Here is a 21313-nt window from a genome sequence, read left to right on the forward strand (position 1 = left end):
GAGGAGAGATTCCCGCAGGCCCCGAAGTACCTCACCAGCGCGCGACGCCGCTCGGGCGAGATGAGGAATACGAAGCCGCGCACGAGACCCTCATGGCCATCGGACCGAGAGCCCACGACCTCGTCGCGCAGATACTCGCGACGCACCCAGAGACCTCCACACGAGACGCCGCCGTACAGGCTGCGCAAGTGCTCAGGGAGACCGCATGAGTCGACGGAACGAACCCTGCCGCTGCGGACACGTCTCGCGCATCCATGGGCGGCCATGGATCCCCGACGACCACTGCCGCGCATGGAACACCGCCGACGGCGCATGCACCTGCACAGACTTCAACGAGGAGACCACGCCATGACGACCTGGCCCAACCATGAGGTTCGCGCTCACAGCCTCCTCCGCTCCGCAACGACACTCATGAAGGCGCTCGACCGGATCCCGCCGGACGACCGCATCCACCAGTACGAGATCGCCGTCGGCGCCGTGGACGAGCTTCAAGGGGCCATGGCGTACGCCCAGGCCGTCCGGGCACGCGACGAGGGTGCGCTCGATCTCGTCGGCATCGTCTGGCCCGACGTCGTCGGAGACGAGCGGTGAGCGCCACGACAAGCCGACCCGAGACTGTCGACCAGCACGGCACCCGACACCGGTACGGCTGCCGCGTCCCGGGTTGGACCAGCGAGCCGTCACCGCTGCGCGGATGGCACATCTGCCGATGCTCCGAGTGCGGGGCCGTGCGCCTCGTACGAGCGCGAGGAAGTGGTCAATGAGCGAACCCAAACCGTCCAGCGCCTACCTCCACGGCGAGGGACCCGACGCCGTCGTGATCGTGCCCGTGCGGATCGCTGCGTGGCTCGCCACGAGAACCAACCTCTCGGCCACCAGGATCAGCGCGCGCGGCACCGACCCCGAGGTCTATGCCGTCCTCGCCGCACTGCACCGAGGCGGACTGCAGTGGCAGACCCAGGCCACCGGAAGCGACCAGCGGAAGGAACCGGAAGTCCCGGCACCCTCGAAGTGGGTCAACACCAGCAAGGCCGCAGACCTTCTCGGCATCACCGACCGAGCCGTCCGCCTCGCGATCGAGGAAGACCGGCTCCCGGCTGAGAGACACGGCCGTAGCTGGCGCATCGCCCGCGCAGACGTAGAGCACTACCGAGCCGCACGGGCGGCCTGACAAGGAGGATCAGGTGGCGACAACGTTGGAAGCGATCAAGGCGCTCGTCCAGGCCGGACGAGCGGACGAGGTCCGAGAAGTCCTCGACAACGCCGCGCGAAGCGCCAAGGGCGAGTACGACCACATCCGCAGCCAGACGGAGTACACCAAGGAAGCGCGTCGAGCGATGCTCTCGAAGGCGTACGACAACCGGCGAACGATCCTTGACCAGAAGATCGAGACGATGGCGGGCCAGACCGGGTACTCCGATCGCGATGACGTCGCACGGGCCTTCGGTACGGCAGGTCTGCCCGGTGACGCAGCTTCGCTCGCGATCTCGATGCGCGACGCGCGAGACCGGGTCGGTGAGATCAACGCCCGCGAAGAGCTCCTCAACCTCGTCCGTCGAGCCACGCGCAACAGCGACGAGGTGCTGGCGAGAGCAGCCGCCGGTCGAGCGATGGAGCTGGAGTACGGCGACGTCCTTCACGCCTTCCTCGAGACCAGACCGCAGGTGGACGCCGCTGTGGAGCGAATCTGGAAGGCGCAGCGGGCCGAGTACAACGGCTTCGAGTGGACCTTGCAGCTGAGCGCCCTCAAGCCGCCGAGCCTTTGACAGAGACACCGACCGTGATGCAGGCCCAGGGGGCGGTCCCCCGGGCCGGGGCCGTCCTCGCCCCCTCTGGCACAGCGAGATCTCTCTCCCCGGTTTTTTCCACACCACAGCCCCCTTGGAGGGCGAGATGCCAGCGATAGCAACTGCCTACCTGGAGCTCCTGCCGAGCATGCAGGGGTTCTCGAAGAACATCGCGAAGGAGCTCGACAGCCCGGAGGTTGGCCGGGCCGCGGAGAAGGCCGGGAAGTCCGCGGGCGGTCGCCTGTCGGCCGGGTTCAAGGCCGCTGCTGGCGGGCTCCTTGCCGGCGCGTCAATCGCCGGGATCGCTTCGTTCGTAAACGGGGCAGTCTCGTCCTTCTCAGAGCTCGAGGACTCGACCGCTGCTGCCGGTGTCGTGTTTGGCGACAGCATGGACAAGATCATCGCCCAGTCGAAGACTGCGGCGGGGACCTTGGGCCTGTCGCAGCAGGCGGTCATCAACGCCTCGAACACGTTCGGGACGTACGGCAAGAGCGCTGGCCTGGCTGGGGACGACCTCGCGAAGTTCGCGACGGATCAGACGGCTCTCGCCGCAGACCTGGCGTCGTTCAAGGGCACGTCGCCGGAGCAGGCGATCGAGGCTATCGGCGCCGCTCTGCGTGGCGAGATGGAGCCGATCCGGGCGTACGGCGTGCTGCTGGACGACGCGACGCTGCGCAACGAGGCCCTCAAGATGGGTCTGATCTCGTCGACGAAGGATGCGCTCACCCCACAGCAGAAGGTGTTGGCGGCGCAGCAGGCGATCTTGAAGCAGACGTCGGACGCGCAGGGTGACTTCGCGCGCACGTCGGAGTCGACCGCGAACGTGCAGAAGACGCTGGCGGCCGAGGCGGAGAACCTCCGGGCGAAGCTCGGGCAGCAGCTCGCCCCGGCGTTCACGGCCGTGCGCACGGTGGCGAACAACGTCCTGGCGGGCTTCTCCGCCGGCATCGACTACGTGATGCCACGGCTGCAGGCGCTCGGCGGGTGGATCCAGCAGAACGAGGCGTGGCTCAAGCCCATGGCAGTGGCGATCGCGGCCGGCACCACGGCGTGGGGTGCGTACGTGCTCGTGACGCAGGGCATCCCTGCGGTCCTTGCAGCCGCGAGGGGGGCGATGCTCGCGCTGAATGCGGCCATCCGCGCGAACCCAGCAGGCTTGCTGGTCACTGCGATCTCAGCTCTGGTGGGTGCTCTCGTCTACTTCTTCACGCAGACCGAGACGGGCAAGAAGATCGTCCAAGCGGCGTGGGCTGGCATCAAGACTGCTATCTCTGCGGTGTCGACGTGGTGGACCGGTACCGCGTGGCCTGCGATCCAGCGGGTCATCAACTGGTTCGGCGCTGCGTTCCAGGCTGCGGGCCGCATCATCGCCAACGTCTGGGCGAACATCAAGTCGGGCATCTCGGCGGCGTGGTCATGGATCGACAAGTGGGTCTTCACGCCGTTCAAGGTCGGCATCGACCTGCTCGAGCAGGCGTTCACGAACGTGAAGAAGGCGATCGCCACGGCGTGGGACGGCATCAAGTCTGCCGCCGCGAAGCCGATCAACTTCGTCCTGGGCACCGTGTACAACAACGGCATCCGCAAGTGGTGGAACACGATCGCGGGGGCGGTCGGGCTCAGTTCGTTGAAGTTGCCGCAGGCGTCGCTCGTGAAGTTCGCGTCGGGTGGTGTCATGCCCGGGTACACGCCGGGTCGTGACGTGCACCGGTTTGTCTCCCCGACGGGCGGGCGTCTTGAGCTCTCCGGCGGCGAGGCGATCATGCGCCCGGAGTGGACGCGTGCCGTGGGTGGGCCTCGAGCAGTCGCGGCCATGAACACCGCGGCGCGTCGCGGGCAGGCGTTCTCGTCGGGCGGCGTGTTCGGGCGCCGTGCGGAGACGGGCGGGTTCTGGGACAACGTCGGCGGCGTGGCATCGTCGATCGGGCGTGGCCTGCGCAGCTTCGGTCAGTCGCTGTGGGACGCGGGCGCGATGGCAGTCGAGATCATCAAGGACCCGATCGGGGCGATCAAACGGGCCGTCTCGCAGATCATGAACGACGCGGGCTCGGGTGGTCACCGCGGTGGTCTGTTCGACATGGTCGGGACCCTGCCGGCGAAGTTCGCTGTCGGGCTCGCGGACAAGGTCAAGTCGCTGCTCGGCGCCCAGTCGACGGACGGCGGTGGTGCGGGCGGTAAGGCGGCGGGTGCACTGGGTGTGTCGCGCATGTCGTCGATCGTCCGGGCGCTGGTTCCTGGTGCTCGCGTCACGTCCGGGTTCCGTCCGGGTGCGATCACGGCGACCGGGTTCCCGTCGATGCACGGGATGGGGCGTGCGATCGACATCGCGGCGGCGCGTCCTGGTGACGCAGCGGGGATGATGGCGATCTTCAACGCGCTGCGTGCCGCGTACCCGAACGCGACCGAGCTCATCTACTCGCCTGCCGGGATTCGGCAGCTCTACAAGGGCCGGCCGAAGAACTACGGCGAGCCGACCCGGGGCGACCACTGGGACCACGTCCACTGGGCGATGCGTCACGGTGGCGTGATCCCGGGCCTGTTCGACAACGGTGGGTGGCTTCCGAACGGCGGCGTCGGGGTGAACCTGACCGGCCGACCCGAGGCCGTGCTGACCCCGGTGGAGTCCGCCGGCCTCAAGGCCGCGCTGCAACAGGGGCCGATCGACCTATCGGACCAGACGATCAGCAGGCTGGCGGCCGAGATCCGACACGGCGCGCGTGAGCAGGCAGTACACGCGGTGCGCACTGCTCAGGCTCGACCGGGGAGGCGCTGATGGTGACGGCATTGAGCCCAGGCAACGCCGGCGCGCTGCTCGCGACAGAGATCGCGGCCAAGTGCCTACACAAGGACCGAGCACGCCAGCTCCTCGACGCCTGGATCGCGGCCAACGCCGCGAGTGACGAACCAGCGGACGTCGTCGAAGAGCTCAAGGCATGCATCCATGTCCTGGCCATCAACTACTACGCCAGCGCTGCGGAGATGCTCCGCGACGATCACGGCGTCAACGTCGAAGCCAGGATGCGGTGGCAGACGCTCGAGGCTCGACGAAACATCCTCGGCAGCGGGGGCGGGGGGAGGTCCCCCTCCCCCACCCGGGTCCTCGCCCCCTCTGGCATAGCGAAATCCCCCGCGGTGACCCAAACGTTGAGCCCCTCGATCACGCGACCCAAGGAGGCCCCATGACCGCCACTCAGGCGCCACCGACCCCCGCAGAGCTGCGTGCTCCCGGCGTCGAGCTCTGGGACGCGATCGTCGCCGACTTCGAGCTCGGACCAGCCGAGGCAGCGCAGCTCGAAGAGGCGTGCCGTACCCGTGACCGCATCCGAGACCTCGATGCCGCCGTGACGAAGGACGGCATCATGATCCCGAGCAGCCAGGGGATGCGCCTTCACCCGGCCGTCGCAGAAGCTCGCGCACACCGCCTCGCGATGGCGCGCATCCTCGCCACACTCGGCGTGCCTGGACTCGACGAGGACGCACCGGCGGCCCGTCCCGTCCGCGGCGTCTACGCGGGACGGGGTCGACGATGAGGCGCCGACAGCCTGAGCCTGAGCCCCAGGTCGAGCCGCCGCCCGAGCTGCTGACCTTCGACCCAGATCTTTGGCCCGACGTACCCACCTGGCAGCGGGCACGCCAAGACTGGCGCCACGAGCACGGCATCAAGATCCCGCCGGACCCCGACGGCTACTACCGGATGTTCCGAGCGGAGTGGATATGAGACGACGCCACGAGCCCACGGGCACTACACCAGTGCCGGCCAGGCTTCGCACGTTCTCTGGTCGCACGATCGACGACTGGTACCCCTGGCACGTCGAGCGCCACGCCTTCTACCGCGACAACCCCGACGCGTGGCCGAACATGGTCGACTTTCTTTGCGAGAGCTTCGAAGCCCGGGACAGCGTCATGCCCAAGACGCGCAGAACAAGGTAGGGCTAGTCGCGAGGTGACGTGGCCTCCCGGAGGATTAACCCCGCATGGCCGTGGCCGCCGCCATGGTGAGCGTGACCATGTCGGCCAGGATTCCGATCGTCGTGAGCACTCGTCCCATGAGCGATCCTCCCTTCTGGTTGCATACCTTCTTGAAATCGGTGGGAAGGCAGCACGCGAGAAGCGCCAGCAAAGAGGCGGCAGCCACGACCGCAGTCTCCGCAAGGGAGAGACTGCGCGCCGGGGAGGCGCTGCCACGAGCCTACCCCTCAACCCCTCCAACGACGGAGAGGGAGCCGGCTCGGCCGTCCCGATTTCACCCGAGTCACCAACTCTCCCGTCACGGCCAGAGCACTACGTTGTGGCAGGCGGCTATCCGGGCTGCGCGGTGTACCGACAGGAGGCTGTGAGTGTCAGAAGCTGCGGCGATCGCGATCCTCACCGCCCTCTTGGGCTCTGCAGGTACTGTCGGGGTGCTCATGCAGCAGGCCACACGCACTGCGAGGCTTCGCGCACGGGTCTCGAAGAACGTCGAGCTAGCGAAGCACTTCGAGCCGACGTCCGCGCCCGCGAGAGCATCTATGCTCTCTGCCCGGGACGCGGCGCTCGAGTTGTGTGCTCGCACGTGTGTGACCTTCCCGCTCTGGGACCTCCTCATCGCGGTATGGGGTGTCGTACTGGCAATTACGCTGCTCATCGCTGCGGTGCTCAGGCTCCTGTTCCTCTCGACCGAGAGCGCTAGCTCATTCGAAGACTGGTTCTGGAGCGGGCTCGACTCGTCAGGGCCACTCTTCGATGCGTCGTTCCTTGGGGATTGGAAGTTCTGGCTTCTCTTCGCGGCCTCCATCGTGGCCGGGCACTTGGCACGGACACCTTGGATTCGCCTTAGGGCTGTACGCCAGGCCTTCGTCCAGGCCTTGATCGAAGACACGGAACTCCTGGACCGCGCAGAGAAGGAGGACGTCCGAGTCGAGGTGTCGGCGTCGCGGCTCCTACAAGGACGCTCACGAAGCTCTAGCACGACCAAGATCCCGCACCCGCCCGTGGATGATGCAAACCCGACACCGTCACCCGATCGCCTGTCGTCAACTGCGACTGACTAAAGGGCAAGTACCGTACTCTCGCCCAGATGAGTCCCGACACGGCGAGTCCGAACGCATTGGCAGCCGAGCTCGGCGTATCCGCGTAAAGCGTCCGTCGCTGGCTGCGCGAGCAGGTCGACCGTGGCGGCGAGTCGGGTCCGTGGTTGATCGACGACGACCTCGCTGCTCGGGCGTGTGCACGCTTCACGGCGACAGCAGGGGCGCGCTGCGCGCCCCACCGTCTGCACGGTCGACGGCTGCGACCGGCCGCTCAAGGGCCGCGGGCTCTGCGTCATGCACTACAACCGTTGGGACCGGCACGGGTCGACCGAGCGGCTCGACGGCGCCGACCACCAACGCGCGAAGACGCACTGCCCGCACGGCCACGAGTACACGCCCGAGAACACGATCGTGTACCCATCGGACGGGCGGCGACGGTGCCGGACCTGTCGTTGTGCCGGTGGTCTCGCTAGCTAGCTGGAGATCTCAGTTGGCTCCTCGCCGCGGAGCGAGTTGAACTCAAGATCTCCAGGACGAATGAGGCTCATGGTCACATTCATCCCCATGGTTCGGCTCGCCAGGTCAGAAATGCCAGCACGGACGTAGGGGACCAAAGTCATAACCGCGACGCGGTTGATGAACTCTTCTTCGACCTCCGCCGGGACATCAGCCCGGGTCAGTTCGCCCGTGTCCCACTCCGCCTGCATCCCAACACGCATCTCACCGGCATTGCTCTTGAGGGCGACCAGCAGACGCACCAGAAGTCGCCCGCCGTCAGTAAGCCAGTAGACGCCTAGTTCGTGCTCCTCGTCCTCCAGCTCCCAGTCCTTTACTGGACCAGGGCCGACGATCTTGCGGCCACCTTCGACCGCAGCGCCGCGAAAGCCACTGAACTCGTAGCATCCCACCTCGACGAGATTGACTCGCGCGAGCAGATCGTGGGCGTCTCGCACAGTCGGCGTGCTAGGCATAGACGGTCGCAGTCTGCGGCTTGGTTGCTTGGACGAGGCGCTCTCTGCCCTCATGAGCCCTAGTATCTGGCTGGAACCGCGTGCCTTCAAAGTAGCGACGCGCCTTGGCCGTGCCGTCAACGTCCTCGAAGGCGTAGACCTCGTGCTTCACGACCGCATCGATAGCCATGGCGTAGCGACGCAAGGTCGACAGTTGTAGGTCCCGGAGTCCGCTCTCGATCCTACTGACACCGCTCTTGTCGATGCCCATGCGCTCGGCGACGTCATCTTGCTTGAGGCCCAGCGCCTTGCGCCGGGCGACCAAGTCTTCAAGCATCTGGTCGTCACTCGCCATGATGTACTCGGCGAGGCGGTCCCTGGGGTCAGAGTCGTCGAACCCAAGGAGTTCGTCGATGTTCATGCATCCCTCTTCGGTCGGAGTCGGAGTTGCAGTGTAGTGCAACTCTAGGCCTGTCGGTGCTCGTAGTGCTCAAGCACACGGTCGTGCGCATCCGCCGCGTGGTCGTTCTGGAGGTCTAGCCCGCTAGCCGTGGTGGGCTTGGCTCCAAGTTTCACGGCGAGCAGCACGCCAGGGTCGACGTCGGGCTCGCTGAAGTAGAGGCGTACAGCCCGCCGACCGTCGGGGTACTCCACCCGGCGCTCGAACCGGAGCTCAAGGATCAGCGCCGCGGTAGCCATCCGGTAGACGTCCTCGCTCTTGCCATAGGTCAGGTCGCCCCGTTGGGCGGCCTTCATGAACCGGTCGATTTCGCGCGTGAGCATGCGATAGTCGTCATCGGAGCGAGACATGACCTTCACGGCCGCTAGGCCAGCTTCCCAGTCCGGGTTGGCGTGGCATTTTGCCCACGTCCCGCCGGTGCCACAGGAGCGGTTCCCGTAGGGCATCTCCAGCGCGACCTTGGGCGCCTCTGGTTCAGGCTGACCCTTCGTGTCAGCGACCGTTCCAGCGGCATCGGCCGCTGGAACGCGCTCTTGAGATGCCATGTCGGTGAGACTAGTGGAACCTGCAGGCCGATCCGACCCCGAGCCGCGCCTGCCTGGGGACTTCACCCACCATCACACGCCGTAGTCGAACAAGAGTTCGACGGCGCGTACCCTCGTGCCGTGGGCGAGCGAGACGACGGACGGCGGCTGATCCGCCGCAAGCGTGACGACCGGCCCGGGATCGCTGCGTCCGCCCCTCGCCCGGACCAACTCGAGGACCGCCCCTGGTCGGAGCGGAAGCCCCTGAACTACGAGCACCCGGCGCGCTCACCCGTCCGGCCGTCTGGCGACCTGCCCGTGATCGTGCGCCTGCTGTGGGAGACGCACGAGGAACTGCTGCCGGCGCGCGCGATCCGCTGGACCGACACGCACGCCATGGTCGTGATCAAGGCGCTCACGCCGCCGTACAACCAGCACGAGCTCATCGTCTGGCTCCGCGTCGAGGACGTGTTCCGCACGATCCCTCGGCGCCCACCGAAGCGGTAGTCGGAGGAGCAGGTGAGACGCGGGGTGAAGTTCGCCAACGTAGGGTGACATGTCCTCGGCGGGCCTGTCAGGCTGGACAGCATGGAATGGAAGCGGCACGAGGACAGATCGCTTACCACCGAGACCGAATTCGGGGTGATCCGCATTTCGATTCACGCTGAGGTCAACGGGCAGCCGAGGCGAGGCGTGATCGAGTACCCCTGGTCGGAGCATGCCGATCTGATTGGACCCGTCGTTGACGAGAGCGTCCTGGCTCGACGCGCCGAAGCAGTCCTCGACGCGAAGCGCCAGGGCGCGTGAGGCGCTGACCGTCGGGGTCGAACCGACGCGAAGCGGATGATGTCGAGCGCGCGCCGGGGGGTCGATGTCCCGCCTCGATCGTCTCCAAAGGAGCACCCTTGGACCATCCGCCGTATTGCTGTGCGTCGTCCGTTCCCCGGGTCAGGTCACTCTTCAGCCAGCACCTCCGCGCGGTCGCGCTGAATCTCCTCGACGGCATCACGAAAGGCGACCCGCGCTTCATCGAACCTCGAACCTAGCTCAGTCGTAGGTCTCGCGGCACGTGGGTTGTACTTGGAGTGGGCCCACTCTCGAATGTGCAGGACTGCATCCCTGAGCTCACGAGTGCATCGCGGGTTGGCGGCGAGGATCTCTCCCGTTCCGAGCACACGCCCGATGTCGGGAAGGCCTTGGACGGAACCAACCGCTTCGAGAAAGGCGACAAAATCGGCGCGTAGCCGCTCCTCCTGACGGTCGAGATCGGCCACGCGGTGGTTAACGCTGGCGATAGCCCGAGCGCCAGCCGTAGCCCGACGTTGCGAGCTTCGGGCGACGATAGCGGCGGCGATGCTCGCGAGGGCTGCGATGACCGCGACGACGACCTCAACGTTCATGCTTCAGAACCTAGTGGACGCCCTGCGGGCGGCTCTCCCGGAGCGGATCCCCTCCCCAAGCAACCCCCGATCCAACGCCCGGACTCGGAACTGGCCACGACCACCGGGGGCTTCGTCTACCTAGGCAGGGCACAACTAGTCTCGCGAGATGCAACCCATATTGACCCCTGTGTCCTACGACGTTCCCGGCTCCGCAGCGGCAGTAGGGTCGTCCGAGTCCGTTATCCGCCGGGCCATCGCCAAGGGCGACCTCACGCCCCGGTACCTCGGCCGCAAGCCACTGATCCTCCGCAGCGACCTCCTCGAGTGGGTCGAGTCACTACCCACGTCAAAACCGTGAAGGCCCTTCTCACACCCGTCGAGCTCGCCGCGCGCTGGCAGCGCCGAGTCGAGTGGATCCGAGAGCACGCCGAGGAGTTCGGCGGATTCAAGGTCGGCGGCTACTGGCGCTTCGACCCCGACGACATCCAGCGGTACGAGAACGGCCGCAAGGGCGTCCACGAAGACCCGCTGACCATCACGGAGCTGTCGGCGAAGCGGCGTGGCTGGACGGAGCCCTAGTCTCGGTCTCATGTCGTCCGATATGACACCTATCCGCCAGTTCGTCGAGTGGTCCATCACGCCGGTCTCCTACAGCCTCGAAGGGGCAGCCGCGGCCACCGGGCTCTCGACGAGATCTCTCAGCAGGGCGATCGCACAGGGTGACCTGATCGCCCGGTACTACGGCAAGAAGCCACTCCTGCAGCGTGACGAGCTGCTCGCATGGATCGAGAGCCTCCCGAGCGAGAAGCCAGGCAGCGGCTACTACTGAAGCTCGTCAGTCCGCAGCCAGTCCGCAAGAAGTCCGCAACTGCCCACGGACGGCCATTGCACGCCAACTTTCGAACGGCGGGATACCAACGCTCCCAGCGCTACCCAACGCGTCCATTCGACAACCGGGAGTTCGAGCTCTACTACGACATCTGATCGGTCACGCCGACAGGTCTCACGGCGGCCCGCCACCCTCCCGGTGGCGGGCCGCCGTCGTCTCTCTCGCCGATTCTGCTGATCCCTTGCCCCGACCGTAATCCACTCGCTAGGTTTGCGAGCGGCGGTAACGATGCCGCTACGAGAGCAGGGGGATTCATGACCACACGCTTCCGACGCGCCCTCACGGCCGTCGCGTCCGCGCTGGTGTCGACCGCCGTGGCGGCGGCGCTCGCCGCCCCGGCGAGCGCCGCCCCGTCCAGCGCGAGCGCCGACCCGTCCGCGAGCGCCGCCGCGTGCGCCGCGACGTGGTCGCCGACGACGGCGTACTCGGGCGGCCAGACGGCGTCGCACCACGGGCGGAACTGGACGGCCCGCTGGTGGACCCAGCGAGAGACGCCCGGGTCGACGAGCGTCTGGGTGGACGCGGGCCGGTGCGTCGGGGGCGGGGACGACTTCGTCGTGAGCCGTGCGGAGTTCGACGCGATCTTCCCGAACCGGCACCCGTTCTACACGTACGACGGCTTCGTCGACGCGCTGGGTGTCTACCCGGCGTTCGCGAGCACGGGCACGCCCGAGACGCGGACGCGCGAGGTCGCCGCGTTCCTCACGCACGCGGACTTCGAGTCGGTCGGGCTGCGGTACGTGAAGGAGATCAACGAGGCCAACTACTGGATCAAGTGTGACGCCTCCCAGCCGTTCGGCTGCCCCGCCGGCCGGACGGCGTACTACGGTCGCGGGCCCATCATGTTCAGCTGGAACTTCAACTACAAGGCCGCGGGCGACGCGCTCGGGATCGACCTGCTGAACGACCCGTGGCTCGTCGAGGAGGACCCGTCCGTCGCCTGGCAGACGGCGCTCTGGTACTGGAACACGCAGAACGGCCCCGGGGTGATGACGTCGCACCAGGCGATGGTCTCGGGCGCCGGGTTCGGCCAGACGATCAACTCGCTCAACGGTGCGCTCGAGTGCGACGGCGGCAACCCGGCGTCCGTGCAGTCCCGGGTGGACCGGTACGTGCGCATCATCGAGGTCTTGGACGTCGCCCCCGGCTCGGGTCTGTACTGCTGACCGGGCTGCCCCGCGTGCGGCGCGACGGGTGCGGTGCGCGCAGGGGGCGCACCGCACCCGCCTGTCAGCCTGGGGCAGGAACCGCGGCGGTCCCGGGCACGTGGGCCGTCGGCAGCCCGGAACCAGGGCGGAACCCCGCGTACTGCTCGGCCGCGGCCCGTGCGCACTCGTCCTGGTAGACGGGCCCTCCGCCGAGGTACACCGCCATCTCCGCGCGCTTGCCGGGGACGTTGCCGCCGACGAACCAGGCGCCGGCCTTCTTGCCCTCCTCGTACATGACCGTGGCCCGCCCCGCGCGCTCAGTCTCCTCGTACCACCACTCCTCGGCCTCGCGCGTCGCCTCGAGCTGCGCGACGCCGTTCTCCCGCGCGTAGACGAGCGCGCGCTGGAGCCACTGCGCGCCACGCTGGACCGGCACGGTGAGGTTGGACAGCGGCGTCTGCGGGCCGAGCGACAGGAAGAAGTTGGGGAACCCGTGGACGGAGATCCCCAGGTACGTCCGCAGCCCGTCCCGCTCCCACCGCTCGCGCAGCGTGATGCCCTCGCGACCGACGACGTCGAACGCGGTGAGCGCCCCGGTCATGGCGTCGAAGCCCGTCGCGAGCGCAAGGACGTCGAGGTCGTGCTCGGTCTCCTCCGTCCCGTCCGCGGAGGCGACGACGACGCCGCGCGGCGTGACCCGCGTGATCGGGGTCGTGAGGACGTCGACGAGCTCGACGTTCTCCCGGTTGTACGCGGCGTAGTAGCCGTGCCCGGTGGGCGGGCGCTTGCCCATGAAGGTGTAGGTGGACGGGCTGAGCACCTCGGCGGTCCGCGGGTCGGCGACGATCTCCCGGATCTTGCCGCGGAGGAACTCGGACGCGAGCGCGCTCGCCTCGGGGCTCGACACGAGGTCGGTGAAGCACTCGTTGGCGAAGCGGAAACCACCCGCCTCCCAGCGCGACTCGAACACCTGGCGGCGCTCCTCGTCGTCCACCTCGAGCGCGGACCGCGTCGGGATCTCCATCGGCACGCCGAACGGATGCTGGGCCGCGCGCTCGAAGACGGCGTCGTAGTCCGCACGCAGCGCGGCGAGCTCGTCCGCGGTGACCGCGGGGCTGGTCGTCTCCAGGACGTAGTTCGGGGTGCGCTGGAAGACGGTGACGTGGGCTGCCTGGGCGGCGAGCTCGGGAAGCATCTGGATCCCCGAGGCGCCGACGCCGACCAGCCCGACGCGCTTGCCGGACAGGTCCACACCCTCGTGCGGCCACCTCGCCGAGTGGTACGCCGGCCCGGCGAAGGTGTCCAGACCGGGGAGGTCCGGATACACGGGGCGCGAGAGCAGGCCCGTCGCCGAGACGAGGTAGGTGGCGCGCAGCGTCGAGCCGTCGGCGAGCGTGAGCGTCCACAGGTTCGTGGCGTCCGAGTGCTCGGCGCGTTCGACGGTCGCGCCCAGCCGGATGTCGCGCCGCAGGTCGAGCCGATCGGCGACGAACTCGAGGTAGGCGCGGATCTCCTCGCCGCGCGGGTAGCGCTCGCTCCAGTCCCACTCGTCCCGCACCTCGCGGGAGAACGAGAACGCGTACGCGAGATACTCCGAGTCGGTGCGCACGCCCGGGTACCGGTTGGCCCACCACGTCCCGCCGACTCCCCCGGCGCCATCCACCACGAGGACGGAGAGGCCGACCTCCCGGAGATGGTGGAGCATCGCCAGCCCCGAGAATCCCGCCCCGATCACGACCGCGTCGTACGTCCCGCCGCCGCTCGCCACATCGTCCATGCACCGCTCCCCTGTCTCAAGGTCCGTCCGGACGCCGCAGGGGCGGACGGCCCCGTGCGACGCGGTACACCGTCCCACGCACGCGGGCTTCCTGCCACGGCGGGCAGGCGCTCCCGCGGGGCCGGTCAGAACGGCCAGACGAGCGGGACGTAGAGGACGGCCGCGGCGAGGAACACCGCCGCCAGGGGCAGGCCCAGGCGCCAGTAGTCGCCGAACCGGTAGCCGCCCGGCTGGAGGACCATGAGGTTGACCGGCGTGGCGATCGGGGTGAGGAACGCCGCGGCGCCCGCGACCGTCAGCGCCATCATGAACGGCTGCACGCTCACCCCGAGCGTCTGCGCGAACGACACCGCGACCGGCGCCATCACGAGGACCGTCGCGACGTTGGAGATGAACTGGCCGAGCACGAGCGTGAGCACGCACACGACGAGGAGCGCGAGGTGCGGGGAGCCGCCCCCCGTCACCCGGAGCACGACGTCCGCGATCGCGTCGGCCGCACCGGACGAGACGAACGCCGCCGACAGCGGGATGAGGGCCCCGATGAGCACGACGGTGTCCCACGAGATCGCACGGAACGACTGCGGCACGGTGACGACCCGCAGGAGCACGAGGGCGCCCGCCGCGAGCAGACCCGCGATGACGGGCGGCACGACCCCGGTCGCGAGCAGCACGATCGTCGCGACCAGCACCCCGAGGCAGCGCCGCCACCCACGCCCGAGCGGGACGCCGCGCTGGAGGCTCTTCGAGGAGTCGACGGCGATGACGTCGGGCGACTGCGTGTAGCGGTGGAGCGCGTCCCACGGCCCACGCACGAGCACGGCGTCGCCGGGCTGGAGGGTCATCGGGCCTGACGGAGCCTCGCTGTCCGGCCCGGTCGAGCTGCCGTCGCCGCGGCGGGTGGCGAGCACGACGAGGCCCTCGTCGCGGGTCGTCATGCCGGGGCTCACCCGGCGCCCCACGAGCGTCGAGCGCGGCGCGATGAGCACCTCGACGACCCCGGTGCCGCCTGTGAACAGGCGGCCGGTGTCGAGCTCCGCGGGGTAGCTCTCGCGCCACGAGCGCACCCGCTCGCGCGGGTCGGTGGCCGTGTCGGCGAGGTGCTCGGGGACGCGCTCCGGGAGCAGCCGGTCGCCGAGCGTCACGACGAGCACCGCCGTGGCGAGGACGAGCGGGATCCCCACCAGCGCGAACTCGAAGTAGCCGAACTCCTGACCACCCGCCTCGGCCGCCGCCTCGGACACGATGATGTTCACGGGGGTGCCGGTCAGCGTGAGGAGCGAGCCGGCGCCCGCGGCGAACGCGAGCGGGATGAGCATGCGCGAAGGCACGATGCCGGCGCGCGCAGCCGCCACGACCGCGACCGGGAGGAGCGCCGCGACGGCGCCGTTGATGCTGATGACGGCCGCGAGCAGGGCGGCGACCCCGACCATCAGCGCGAGCAGCCCGGCACGGCCGAGGGACGCGCGCCGCTCGAGCCACTGCCCGATCCACGCGGTGATCCCGGTGGAGTCCAGCGCGTCGCTGAGCACGAACAGGGTCGCGATGAACAGCACGATCGGGTCGCTGAACCCGCCCAGCGCCTCGTCGAGCGTGAGCACCCCGGTCGCCCACAGGGCGACCGGCACGAAGAGCGCGACGACCACGAGCGGCAGCCGGTTGGTCATGAAGCCCACGACCGCGAGCGCCAGGATGACGAAGGTCGCGACCAGCGGATCGATCATGGGCACCCCCTGGGACGTCAGGATGCCACAGGTCGCACCGTCCGGGAGGTCACCGGAATAGCGGGCGCGCCGGGGCGTTGTCGATGACCATGACGACTCTCGGCATCATCGGCGCAGGCAACATCGGCTCACAGGTCGCCCGGGCGGCGATCGCCCACGGCTACGACGTGGTCATCGCGAACTCGCGGGACCCCCGGACCCTGGACGACCTCGTCGCCGAGCTCGGTCCGCGGGCGCGGGCGGCAACGGCGGAGGAGGCGGCGCGGGACGCGGACGTCGCGCTCGTCGCGGTGCCCTTCGGGGCGTACCGCGAGGTCCCCGCCGAGCCGCTCGACGGGAAGATCGTGCTCGACGCGAACAACTACTACTGGGAGCGCGACGGGCACGTCGAGGCGCTCGACCGGGGCGAGGCCACGTCGTCGGGCCTGCTCCAGGAGCACCTGGCCGGGTCGAAGGTGGCCAAGGCGTTCAACCACATCCGGTCGACGGACATCACGACCGACGGGACCCCCGCGGGCACCCCCGGACGCCGCGCGCTCGCGACAGCGAGCGACTTCCCGGAGGCCGCCGCGTGGGTCGTGCGGTTCTACGACGAGCTCGGTTTCGACGCCGTCGACACGAGCCCGCTCGCGGAGTCGTGGCGCGTCGAGCGCGACCGCCCGGCGTACGTCGCGCGCCAGGACGCCGACGAGCTGCGTCAGAACCTCGCCCGCGCGCCTCGCACGATCTGACCCGGTCCCCGGGGCGGGCGCGTCAGGCGCGCTCGCCCCGGGCCACGAGGCCAGCGCCCACGATCAGCAGCACGAGGAGCGCGAGCACGAGGCCGAGGAGCGCGAACGCGCGGGCCGGTCCGAGCGGGCGCTCCACGAGGCGTGCGCAGCGTCGGCAGCCGACGCCGGCCAGGCCCCACAGGGCCGCAGCCCCCAGGGGCTCGGGGCGCTGCCACGCGACGGTCAGCACCACCGCGAACGCGGCGAGCGCCCAGGCGATCCACCCCGCCCAGCGCAGGCGCGCGCCGTAGAACGACCCGGCGTCCCGACGGCTGCGCCCCGGCGCCGCGCGGCGGTCGCCCGCATCACCGAGCACGCGCGGCTCGCGTCCGTCGAGAAGTCCCGGGACGGGCGGCTCGTCGCGCCGGACCACGATCAGTCCTCGCCGTAGAAGACGCGCTCCATGACGGTCCGGGCGCGCCGCGCGGTGCGCAGGTAGTGCTCCTCGAGCTCGGCGCCCGTGTCCACGTCCGGGAGGTCGAGCACGCGAGCGAGGCCGTTGAGCGCGAACCGGTCGTGCGGCAGCACGTCCACGGTCGTCCCGGTCGTCCGGCCCGACCACAGCACGAGCGCGCTGCGCAGGCGGGACGCGAGGTGCCACGCCTCGCCGAGCACCGCGGCGTCGTCGGCGTCGACGAGACCGGCGGCCACGGCGGCCTCGAGCGCGTCCACGGTCGAGGTCGTCCGCAGCCCGGCGACGTCGTGGGCATGCTGGAGCTGGAGGAGCTGCACGGTCCACTCGACGTCGGACACTCCCCCGCGGCCGAGCTTGAGGTGGCGCGACGCCTCGACGCCGCGGGGCAACCGCTCGGACTCGACGCGCGCCTTGATGCGCCGCACCTCGCGCACCTCCGCGAGATCGAGGCCGCCCTGCGGGTAGCGCCGGGCGTCGACGACGCGGACGAACCCCTCGCCGAGGCCGTCGAGGTCGCCCGCGACCGGGCGCGCGCGCAGGAGCGCCTGCGCCTCCCAGACGCTCGACCACCGCTCGTAGTACTCGGTGTACGACGCGAGCGAACGCACGAGCGGGCCGTTGCGCCCCTCGGGCCGCAGGTCGGCGTCGACCGGGAGCGCCGGCTCCGGACCGACGGCCGACAGGAGCTGGCGCAGCCGGGTCGCCACGGCGAGCGCGTACGCCTGGGCGTCGGCGCCCTCGGTGCCCGGCGCCGGGTCGTGCACGAACATCACGTCGGCGTCGGAGCCGTAGCCCATCTCGCGCCCGCCGAGGCGACCCATCGCGACGACGAGGAGGCGCGCCGGGGCGGAGCCAGGGTCCTGCGCGTCGTACCCGAGCTCGCCGCGCGCGACGAACTCCGCGATCCGGAGCGCGCCCGCGAGCACGACGTCCGCGGCGTCGGAGATGCTCCGGGCCGCGTCGACCGCGTCGACGACGCCCAGCAGCTCGGCGGCGCCGGTGCGCGCGAGCTCACGGCGGCGCACCGCACGCAGGCTCACGGTCGCGGGCTCGACCTCGTCGGCGCGCGTGAGGATGGCGTCGGTCTCGGCCGTGAGCCGTTCGATCCCGCGCGGCGCGAGGTCGGCGTCTGCCGCGAGCCAGCGGACCGACTCGGGCGACCGACCGAGCGCGTCGGCCATGTAGCGCGAGTTCGAGAGCAGGTGCGCGAGCCGCTGTGCCGCGGAGCCGGAGTCGCGCAGCAGCTTGAGGTACCAGTGCGTCGCGCCGAGCGTCTCGGAGAGCGTGCGGAACGCGAGCAGGCCCGCGTCGGGGTCGGCGCCCTCGGCGAACCAGCCGAGCATGACGGGCAGGAGCTGGCGCTGGATCGCCGCGCGCCGGCTCACGCCCTCGGTGAGCGCGGTGACGTGGCGCATCGCGCCCGCGGGGTCGCGGTAGCCGATCGCCGCGAAGCGGGCCTTCGCCGCCTCCGGCGCGAGGCTCACCTCGTCCGGGGAGAGCTGCGCGACGGCGGGCAGGAGCGGGCGGTAGAAGATCTCCTCGTGCAGGTCGCGCACCTCGCGGCGCGTCGCCCGCCACCGCTCTGTGAGCCCGTCGGCGCCCTCGGCGCGCATCCCGAGCGACCGTGCAAGTCGGCGCAGCTCGTCCTCGGCGGTCGGCACGAGGTGGGTGCGCCGGAGCCGGAAGAGCTGGATGCGGTGCTCGAGCGAGCGCAGGAACCGGTAGCAGACGCCGAGCCGGGCCGCGTGCTCGCGGCCCACGTACCCGGTCGCGGCGAGCTCGGCGAGCGCCGTGAGCGTCCCGCGGCTGCGGATCGACTCGTCCGCGCGCCCGTGCACGAGCTGGAGGAGCTGGACGGTGAACTCGACGTCGCGCAGGCCGCCCTTGCCGAGCTTGAGCTGGCGGTCGGCCTCCGCCGCGGGCACGTGGTCCTCGACGCGCCGGCGCATCGCCTGCGAGTCCTCGACGAAGTTCTCGCGGCCCGCCGCGGACCACACGAACGGGGCGATCGCCTCCTCGTACGCGCGGCCCAGGTCCCGGTCCCCTGCGACCGTGCGCGCCTTGAGCAGCGCCTGGAACTCCCAGGTCTTGGCCCAGCGCTCGTAGTACGCGACGTGGCTCGCGAGGGTGCGCACGAGCGGGCCCTGCTTGCCCTCGGGGCGCAGCGCGGCGTCGACCTGCCACAGCGCGGGCTCCCCCGACGTGCCCCAGCACACGCGCGCCAGGCCGGTCGCGAGCCGCGCGCCCACGCCGGTCGCGTACGCCTCGTCGTACCCCTCGGCGGGCTCGACGACGTAGATGACGTCGACGTCGGAGATGTAGTTGAGCTCGCGCGCCCCGCACTTGCCCATGCCGATGACGGCGAGCCGCACGCCCGCGCCGTGGTCGTCGAGCTCCGCACGGGCGATCGCGAGCGCCCCTTCGAGCGCGGCGGCGGCGAGGTCCGCGAGCGCCGCCCCGACCGCGGGCATGCGGGTCAGGGGGTCGGTCACCGTGAGGTCGGTCGCGGCGATGCGCAGGATCCGCTCGCGGTAGGCGCGGCGCAGCGCGTCCACACGCTCGGGCCCCGCCTGGTCGGCGACCGGAACAGAGGCCTCGGGGTCGGCACCGACGGCGCGCAGCAGCTCGGCCCGGACGGCGCGCACGTCGACGCCGGTCCCCGGGGTCGGGTCGGCGACGACGTCGAGCAGCGCGGGCCGGCGCACGACGTCGTCGCCGAGCGCGACCGAGGCGCCGAGCACCGCCAGCAGGCGGTCGCGCGCCTCACCGGGCCGCAGGGCGCGCCGCGCGACGTCCGCGAGCGGGCCGCGCGCCTCGACGTCGGGACGCAGCGCGCCCGCGAGCCGCACGACCTGGAGCAGCGCGAGGTCGGGGTCGGCCGCCGCTCCGAACGCGGCGAGCAGCTCGTCGTCGACGACGGACGCCGGGTCCGCGCCGTCGGCTCCCGGGCCTCGCCCGCCGTCGAGCAGGAGCGCGAGGTCCGGGTCCGCGAGCAGGCTCGCCGAGCGCGAGATGTCGGCGAAGCCGACGCGCGCGAGCCGACCGGTGAGCGTCGGTCGGCGGGAGCCGCCGGACCGACCGGACGTCGTCGTGGGCCCGCTCACAGGACCTGGAGGAACCGCTTCAGCTCGAACGGCGTGACCTGCGCGCGGTAGCCGTCCCACTCCTGGCGCTTGTTGCGCAGCACGAAGTCGAAGACGTGCTCGCCGAGCGTCTCGGCCACGAGCTCCGACTTTTCCATGACCGCGATCGCCTCGTCGAGGGACTGCGGGAGCGGCTTGATGCCCAGGGCGCGACGCTCGGCGTCGGTGAGCTCCCAGACGTCGTCCTCGGTGGCCTCGGGGAGCTCGTAGCCCTCCTCGATGCCCTTGAGGCCCGCGGCGAGCATGACGGCGAACGCGAGGTACGGGTTCGTGGCCGAGTCGAGCGCGCGGTACTCGACGCGGCTCGAGTTGCCCTTGCCCGGCTTGTACATCGGCACGCGCACGAGCGCGGAGCGGTTGTTGTGGCCCCAGCACACGTAGCTCGGCGCCTCGGCGCCGCCCCACAGGCGCTTGTACGAGTTCACGTACTGGTTGGTGATCGCGGTGATCTCGGCGGCGTGCACGAGGAGCCCTGCGATGAACTGGCGCGCCGTCTTGGACAGCTCGAACTGGGCACCCGGCTCGTGGAACGCGTTGCGGTCGCCCTCGAAGAGCGACAGGTGCGTGTGCATGCCCGAGCCCGGCTGGTCGGCCATCGGCTTGGGCATGAACGAGGCGAACACGCCCTGCTCCAGCGCGACCTCCTTGACGACCGTGCGGAACGTCATGAGGTTGTCTGCCGTGGTCAGCGCGTCCGCGTAGCGCAGGTCGATCTCGTTCTGGCCCGGTCCCGCCTCGTGGTGGGAGAACTCGACCGAGATGCCCATGGACTCGAGCATCGTGATCGCGGCGCGGCGGAAGTCGTGCGTCGATCCCCGCGCGAGGTGGTCGAAGTACCCGCCCTGGTCGACGGGCACGAGGCCGTGCTCGGCGTCGGCGGGCTGGTTGAACAGGTAGAACTCGACCTCGGGGTGCGTGTAGAACGTGAACCCCTTGTCGCTCGCCTTCGCCAGCGCGCGCTTGAGCACGTTGCGGCTGTCCGCGAGGGACGGCTCGCCGTCGGGCGTGAGGATGTCGCAGAACATGCGCGCGGTGCCGTGCCGCTCGCCGCGCCACGGGAGCACCTGGAACGTGGTCGGGTCCGGCTTGGCGATCATGTCGGCCTCGTACACGCGCGTGAGGCCCTCGATCGAGCTGCCGTCGAACCCGATGCCCTCGGCGAACGCCGACTCGAGCTCCGCCGGCGCGATCGCCACCGACTTGAGCATGCCGAGCACGTCGGTGAACCAGAGCCGGATGAAGCGGATGTCGCGCTCCTCGACCGTGCGGAGCACGAACTCCTGCTGCCTGTCCATGCGGTACATCCTGCCTGATCCGTGTGACGAACGGGTGACACGG

At 70.1% G+C, this 21313-nt stretch carries 21 protein-coding genes and 1 pseudogene; 13 read left to right on the forward strand and 9 right to left on the reverse strand.

Annotation, left to right across the window (positions count from 1 at the left end; genetic code table 11):
* The 7 genes from AC6CH9_RS13730 to AC6CH9_RS13760 all read left to right on the forward strand — a co-directional run.
* A partial coding sequence (locus AC6CH9_RS13730; RefSeq protein ID WP_498155383.1) for a hypothetical protein occupies window positions 1-209 on the forward strand: 209 nt, incomplete at its 5' end.
* 202 nt (window positions 210-411) lie between these two features.
* Window positions 412-591 (forward strand): hypothetical protein, encoded by a 180-nt coding sequence (locus tag AC6CH9_RS13735; RefSeq protein WP_498155384.1) that lies wholly within the window; start codon window positions 412-414, stop codon window positions 589-591.
* A gap of 169 nt (window positions 592-760) precedes the next feature.
* Window positions 761-1171 (forward strand): helix-turn-helix domain-containing protein, encoded by a 411-nt coding sequence (locus tag AC6CH9_RS13740; protein WP_498155385.1) that lies wholly within the window; start codon window positions 761-763, stop codon window positions 1169-1171.
* Between the two features lie 13 nt (window positions 1172-1184).
* A complete protein-coding gene (locus tag AC6CH9_RS13745) occupies window positions 1185-1766 on the forward strand; it encodes a hypothetical protein (protein ID WP_498155386.1) in 582 nt (193 codons plus the stop codon).
* 169 nt (window positions 1767-1935) lie between these two features.
* Window positions 1936-4560, forward strand: a complete 2625-nt coding sequence (locus AC6CH9_RS13750; RefSeq protein ID WP_498155387.1) for a phage tail protein — start codon at window positions 1936-1938, stop codon at window positions 4558-4560.
* Window positions 4560-4970, forward strand: coding sequence for a hypothetical protein (locus tag AC6CH9_RS13755; protein WP_498155388.1), 411 nt, complete (start codon window positions 4560-4562; stop codon window positions 4968-4970). The genes AC6CH9_RS13750 and AC6CH9_RS13755 overlap by 1 nt, the downstream gene beginning before the upstream one ends.
* A complete protein-coding gene (locus AC6CH9_RS13760) occupies window positions 4967-5317 on the forward strand; it encodes a P27 family phage terminase small subunit (protein ID WP_498155389.1) in 351 nt (116 codons plus the stop codon). Before AC6CH9_RS13755 ends, AC6CH9_RS13760 begins: the two co-directional genes overlap by 4 nt.
* Before the next feature lie 1952 nt (window positions 5318-7269).
* Here the strand turns inward: AC6CH9_RS13760 and AC6CH9_RS13765 are convergent.
* The 3 genes from AC6CH9_RS13765 to AC6CH9_RS13775 are packed head-to-tail and all read right to left on the reverse strand — an operon-like array spanning window position 7270 to window position 8751.
* Window positions 7270-7749, reverse strand: coding sequence for a hypothetical protein (locus AC6CH9_RS13765; protein ID WP_498155390.1), 480 nt, complete (start codon window positions 7747-7749; stop codon window positions 7270-7272).
* Window positions 7750-7759: 10 nt separating this feature from the next.
* Entirely contained in the window at window positions 7760-8167 is a 408-nt protein-coding gene (locus tag AC6CH9_RS13770) for a helix-turn-helix domain-containing protein (protein WP_498155391.1), read from the reverse strand.
* Window positions 8168-8211: 44 nt separating this feature from the next.
* A complete protein-coding gene (locus AC6CH9_RS13775; RefSeq protein WP_498155392.1) occupies window positions 8212-8751 on the reverse strand; it encodes a hypothetical protein in 540 nt (179 codons plus the stop codon).
* Window positions 8752-8871: 120 nt separating this feature from the next.
* On the opposite strand from AC6CH9_RS13775, the gene AC6CH9_RS13780 reads away from it, so the two are divergent.
* Complete coding sequence (locus tag AC6CH9_RS13780) at window positions 8872-9237, forward strand: hypothetical protein (RefSeq protein ID WP_498155393.1); 366 nt, start codon at window positions 8872-8874, stop codon at window positions 9235-9237.
* A gap of 81 nt (window positions 9238-9318) precedes the next feature.
* Window positions 9319-9537, forward strand: a complete 219-nt coding sequence (locus AC6CH9_RS13785) for a hypothetical protein (RefSeq protein WP_498155394.1) — start codon at window positions 9319-9321, stop codon at window positions 9535-9537.
* A 146-nt stretch (window positions 9538-9683) separates the two neighbouring features.
* On the opposite strand, the gene AC6CH9_RS13790 is transcribed toward AC6CH9_RS13785, so the two are convergent.
* Entirely contained in the window at window positions 9684-10130 is a 447-nt protein-coding gene (locus tag AC6CH9_RS13790) for a hypothetical protein (protein ID WP_498155395.1), read from the reverse strand.
* Between the two features lie 336 nt (window positions 10131-10466).
* On the opposite strand from AC6CH9_RS13790, the gene AC6CH9_RS13795 reads away from it, so the two are divergent.
* The 3 genes from AC6CH9_RS13795 to AC6CH9_RS13805 all read left to right on the forward strand — a co-directional run bounded on the left by AC6CH9_RS13795 (window position 10467) and on the right by AC6CH9_RS13805 (window position 12167).
* Window positions 10467-10691 carry a hypothetical protein gene (locus tag AC6CH9_RS13795; protein ID WP_498155396.1) on the forward strand — a complete coding sequence of 75 codons (225 nt, stop codon included), beginning with the start codon at window positions 10467-10469 and terminating at the stop codon, window positions 10689-10691.
* A 22-nt stretch (window positions 10692-10713) separates the two neighbouring features.
* On the forward strand, window positions 10714-10941 hold the full coding sequence (locus AC6CH9_RS13800; protein ID WP_498155397.1) for a helix-turn-helix domain-containing protein: 228 nt from the start codon (window positions 10714-10716) through the stop codon (window positions 10939-10941).
* A 314-nt stretch (window positions 10942-11255) separates the two neighbouring features.
* Window positions 11256-12167, forward strand: a complete 912-nt coding sequence (locus AC6CH9_RS13805; protein ID WP_498155398.1) for a glycoside hydrolase family 19 protein — start codon at window positions 11256-11258, stop codon at window positions 12165-12167.
* A 64-nt stretch (window positions 12168-12231) separates the two neighbouring features.
* On the opposite strand, the gene AC6CH9_RS13810 is transcribed toward AC6CH9_RS13805, so the two are convergent.
* Both AC6CH9_RS13810 and AC6CH9_RS13815 read right to left on the reverse strand, forming a co-directional pair.
* Window positions 12232-13926 (reverse strand): flavin-containing monooxygenase, encoded by a 1695-nt coding sequence (locus AC6CH9_RS13810; RefSeq protein ID WP_498155399.1) that lies wholly within the window; start codon window positions 13924-13926, stop codon window positions 12232-12234.
* A gap of 125 nt (window positions 13927-14051) precedes the next feature.
* On the reverse strand, window positions 14052-15647 hold the full coding sequence (locus tag AC6CH9_RS13815) for an SLC13 family permease (protein WP_498155400.1): 1596 nt from the start codon (window positions 15645-15647) through the stop codon (window positions 14052-14054).
* 38 nt (window positions 15648-15685) lie between these two features.
* Between AC6CH9_RS13815 and AC6CH9_RS13820 the strand changes: the two are divergent.
* A pseudogene (locus AC6CH9_RS13820) lies at window positions 15686-16378 on the forward strand (NADPH-dependent F420 reductase); the annotation flags it as partial.
* 22 nt (window positions 16379-16400) lie between these two features.
* On the opposite strand, the gene AC6CH9_RS13825 reads toward AC6CH9_RS13820, so the two are convergent.
* From AC6CH9_RS13825 to glnA, 3 genes are read right to left on the reverse strand one after another with little or no spacing between them, the layout of a single operon-like run.
* On the reverse strand, window positions 16401-16790 hold the full coding sequence (locus tag AC6CH9_RS13825) for a hypothetical protein (protein WP_498155401.1): 390 nt from the start codon (window positions 16788-16790) through the stop codon (window positions 16401-16403).
* A gap of 2 nt (window positions 16791-16792) precedes the next feature.
* Complete coding sequence (locus AC6CH9_RS13830) at window positions 16793-19936, reverse strand: bifunctional [glutamine synthetase] adenylyltransferase/[glutamine synthetase]-adenylyl-L-tyrosine phosphorylase (RefSeq protein WP_498155402.1); 3144 nt, start codon at window positions 19934-19936, stop codon at window positions 16793-16795.
* Window positions 19933-21270 carry a type I glutamate--ammonia ligase gene (glnA, locus tag AC6CH9_RS13835; protein WP_047233945.1) on the reverse strand — a complete coding sequence of 446 codons (1338 nt, stop codon included), beginning with the start codon at window positions 21268-21270 and terminating at the stop codon, window positions 19933-19935. Before glnA ends, AC6CH9_RS13830 begins: the two co-directional genes overlap by 4 nt.
* Window positions 21271-21313: the final 43 nt, after the last annotated feature.

The sequence above is a fragment of the Cellulosimicrobium sp. GQ32 genome, from assembly GCF_059758455.1.

Excerpts from the sequence above, each read along its gene's own strand:
- glnA (WP_047233945.1), bottom strand. The coding sequence starts at position 21,270 with ATGGACAGGCAGCAGGAGTTCGTGCTCCGCACGGTCGAGGAGCGCGAC.
- AC6CH9_RS13790 (WP_498155395.1), bottom strand. The coding sequence starts at position 10,130 with ATGAACGTTGAGGTCGTCGTCGCGGTCATCGCAGCCCTCGCGAGCATC.
- AC6CH9_RS13735 (WP_498155384.1), top strand. The coding sequence starts at position 412 with ATGAAGGCGCTCGACCGGATCCCGCCGGACGACCGCATCCACCAGTAC.
- AC6CH9_RS13755 (WP_498155388.1), top strand. The coding sequence starts at position 4,560 with ATGGTGACGGCATTGAGCCCAGGCAACGCCGGCGCGCTGCTCGCGACA.
- AC6CH9_RS13800 (WP_498155397.1), top strand. The coding sequence starts at position 10,714 with ATGACACCTATCCGCCAGTTCGTCGAGTGGTCCATCACGCCGGTCTCC.
- AC6CH9_RS13775 (WP_498155392.1), bottom strand. The coding sequence starts at position 8,751 with ATGGCATCTCAAGAGCGCGTTCCAGCGGCCGATGCCGCTGGAACGGTC.
- AC6CH9_RS13785 (WP_498155394.1), top strand. The coding sequence starts at position 9,319 with ATGGAATGGAAGCGGCACGAGGACAGATCGCTTACCACCGAGACCGAA.
- AC6CH9_RS13815 (WP_498155400.1), bottom strand. The coding sequence starts at position 15,647 with ATGATCGATCCGCTGGTCGCGACCTTCGTCATCCTGGCGCTCGCGGTC.
- AC6CH9_RS13750 (WP_498155387.1), top strand. The coding sequence starts at position 1,936 with ATGCAGGGGTTCTCGAAGAACATCGCGAAGGAGCTCGACAGCCCGGAG.
- AC6CH9_RS13805 (WP_498155398.1), top strand. The coding sequence starts at position 11,256 with ATGACCACACGCTTCCGACGCGCCCTCACGGCCGTCGCGTCCGCGCTG.
- AC6CH9_RS13740 (WP_498155385.1), top strand. The coding sequence starts at position 761 with ATGAGCGAACCCAAACCGTCCAGCGCCTACCTCCACGGCGAGGGACCC.
- AC6CH9_RS13810 (WP_498155399.1), bottom strand. The coding sequence starts at position 13,926 with ATGGACGATGTGGCGAGCGGCGGCGGGACGTACGACGCGGTCGTGATC.
- AC6CH9_RS13770 (WP_498155391.1), bottom strand. The coding sequence starts at position 8,167 with ATGAACATCGACGAACTCCTTGGGTTCGACGACTCTGACCCCAGGGAC.
- AC6CH9_RS13760 (WP_498155389.1), top strand. The coding sequence starts at position 4,967 with ATGACCGCCACTCAGGCGCCACCGACCCCCGCAGAGCTGCGTGCTCCC.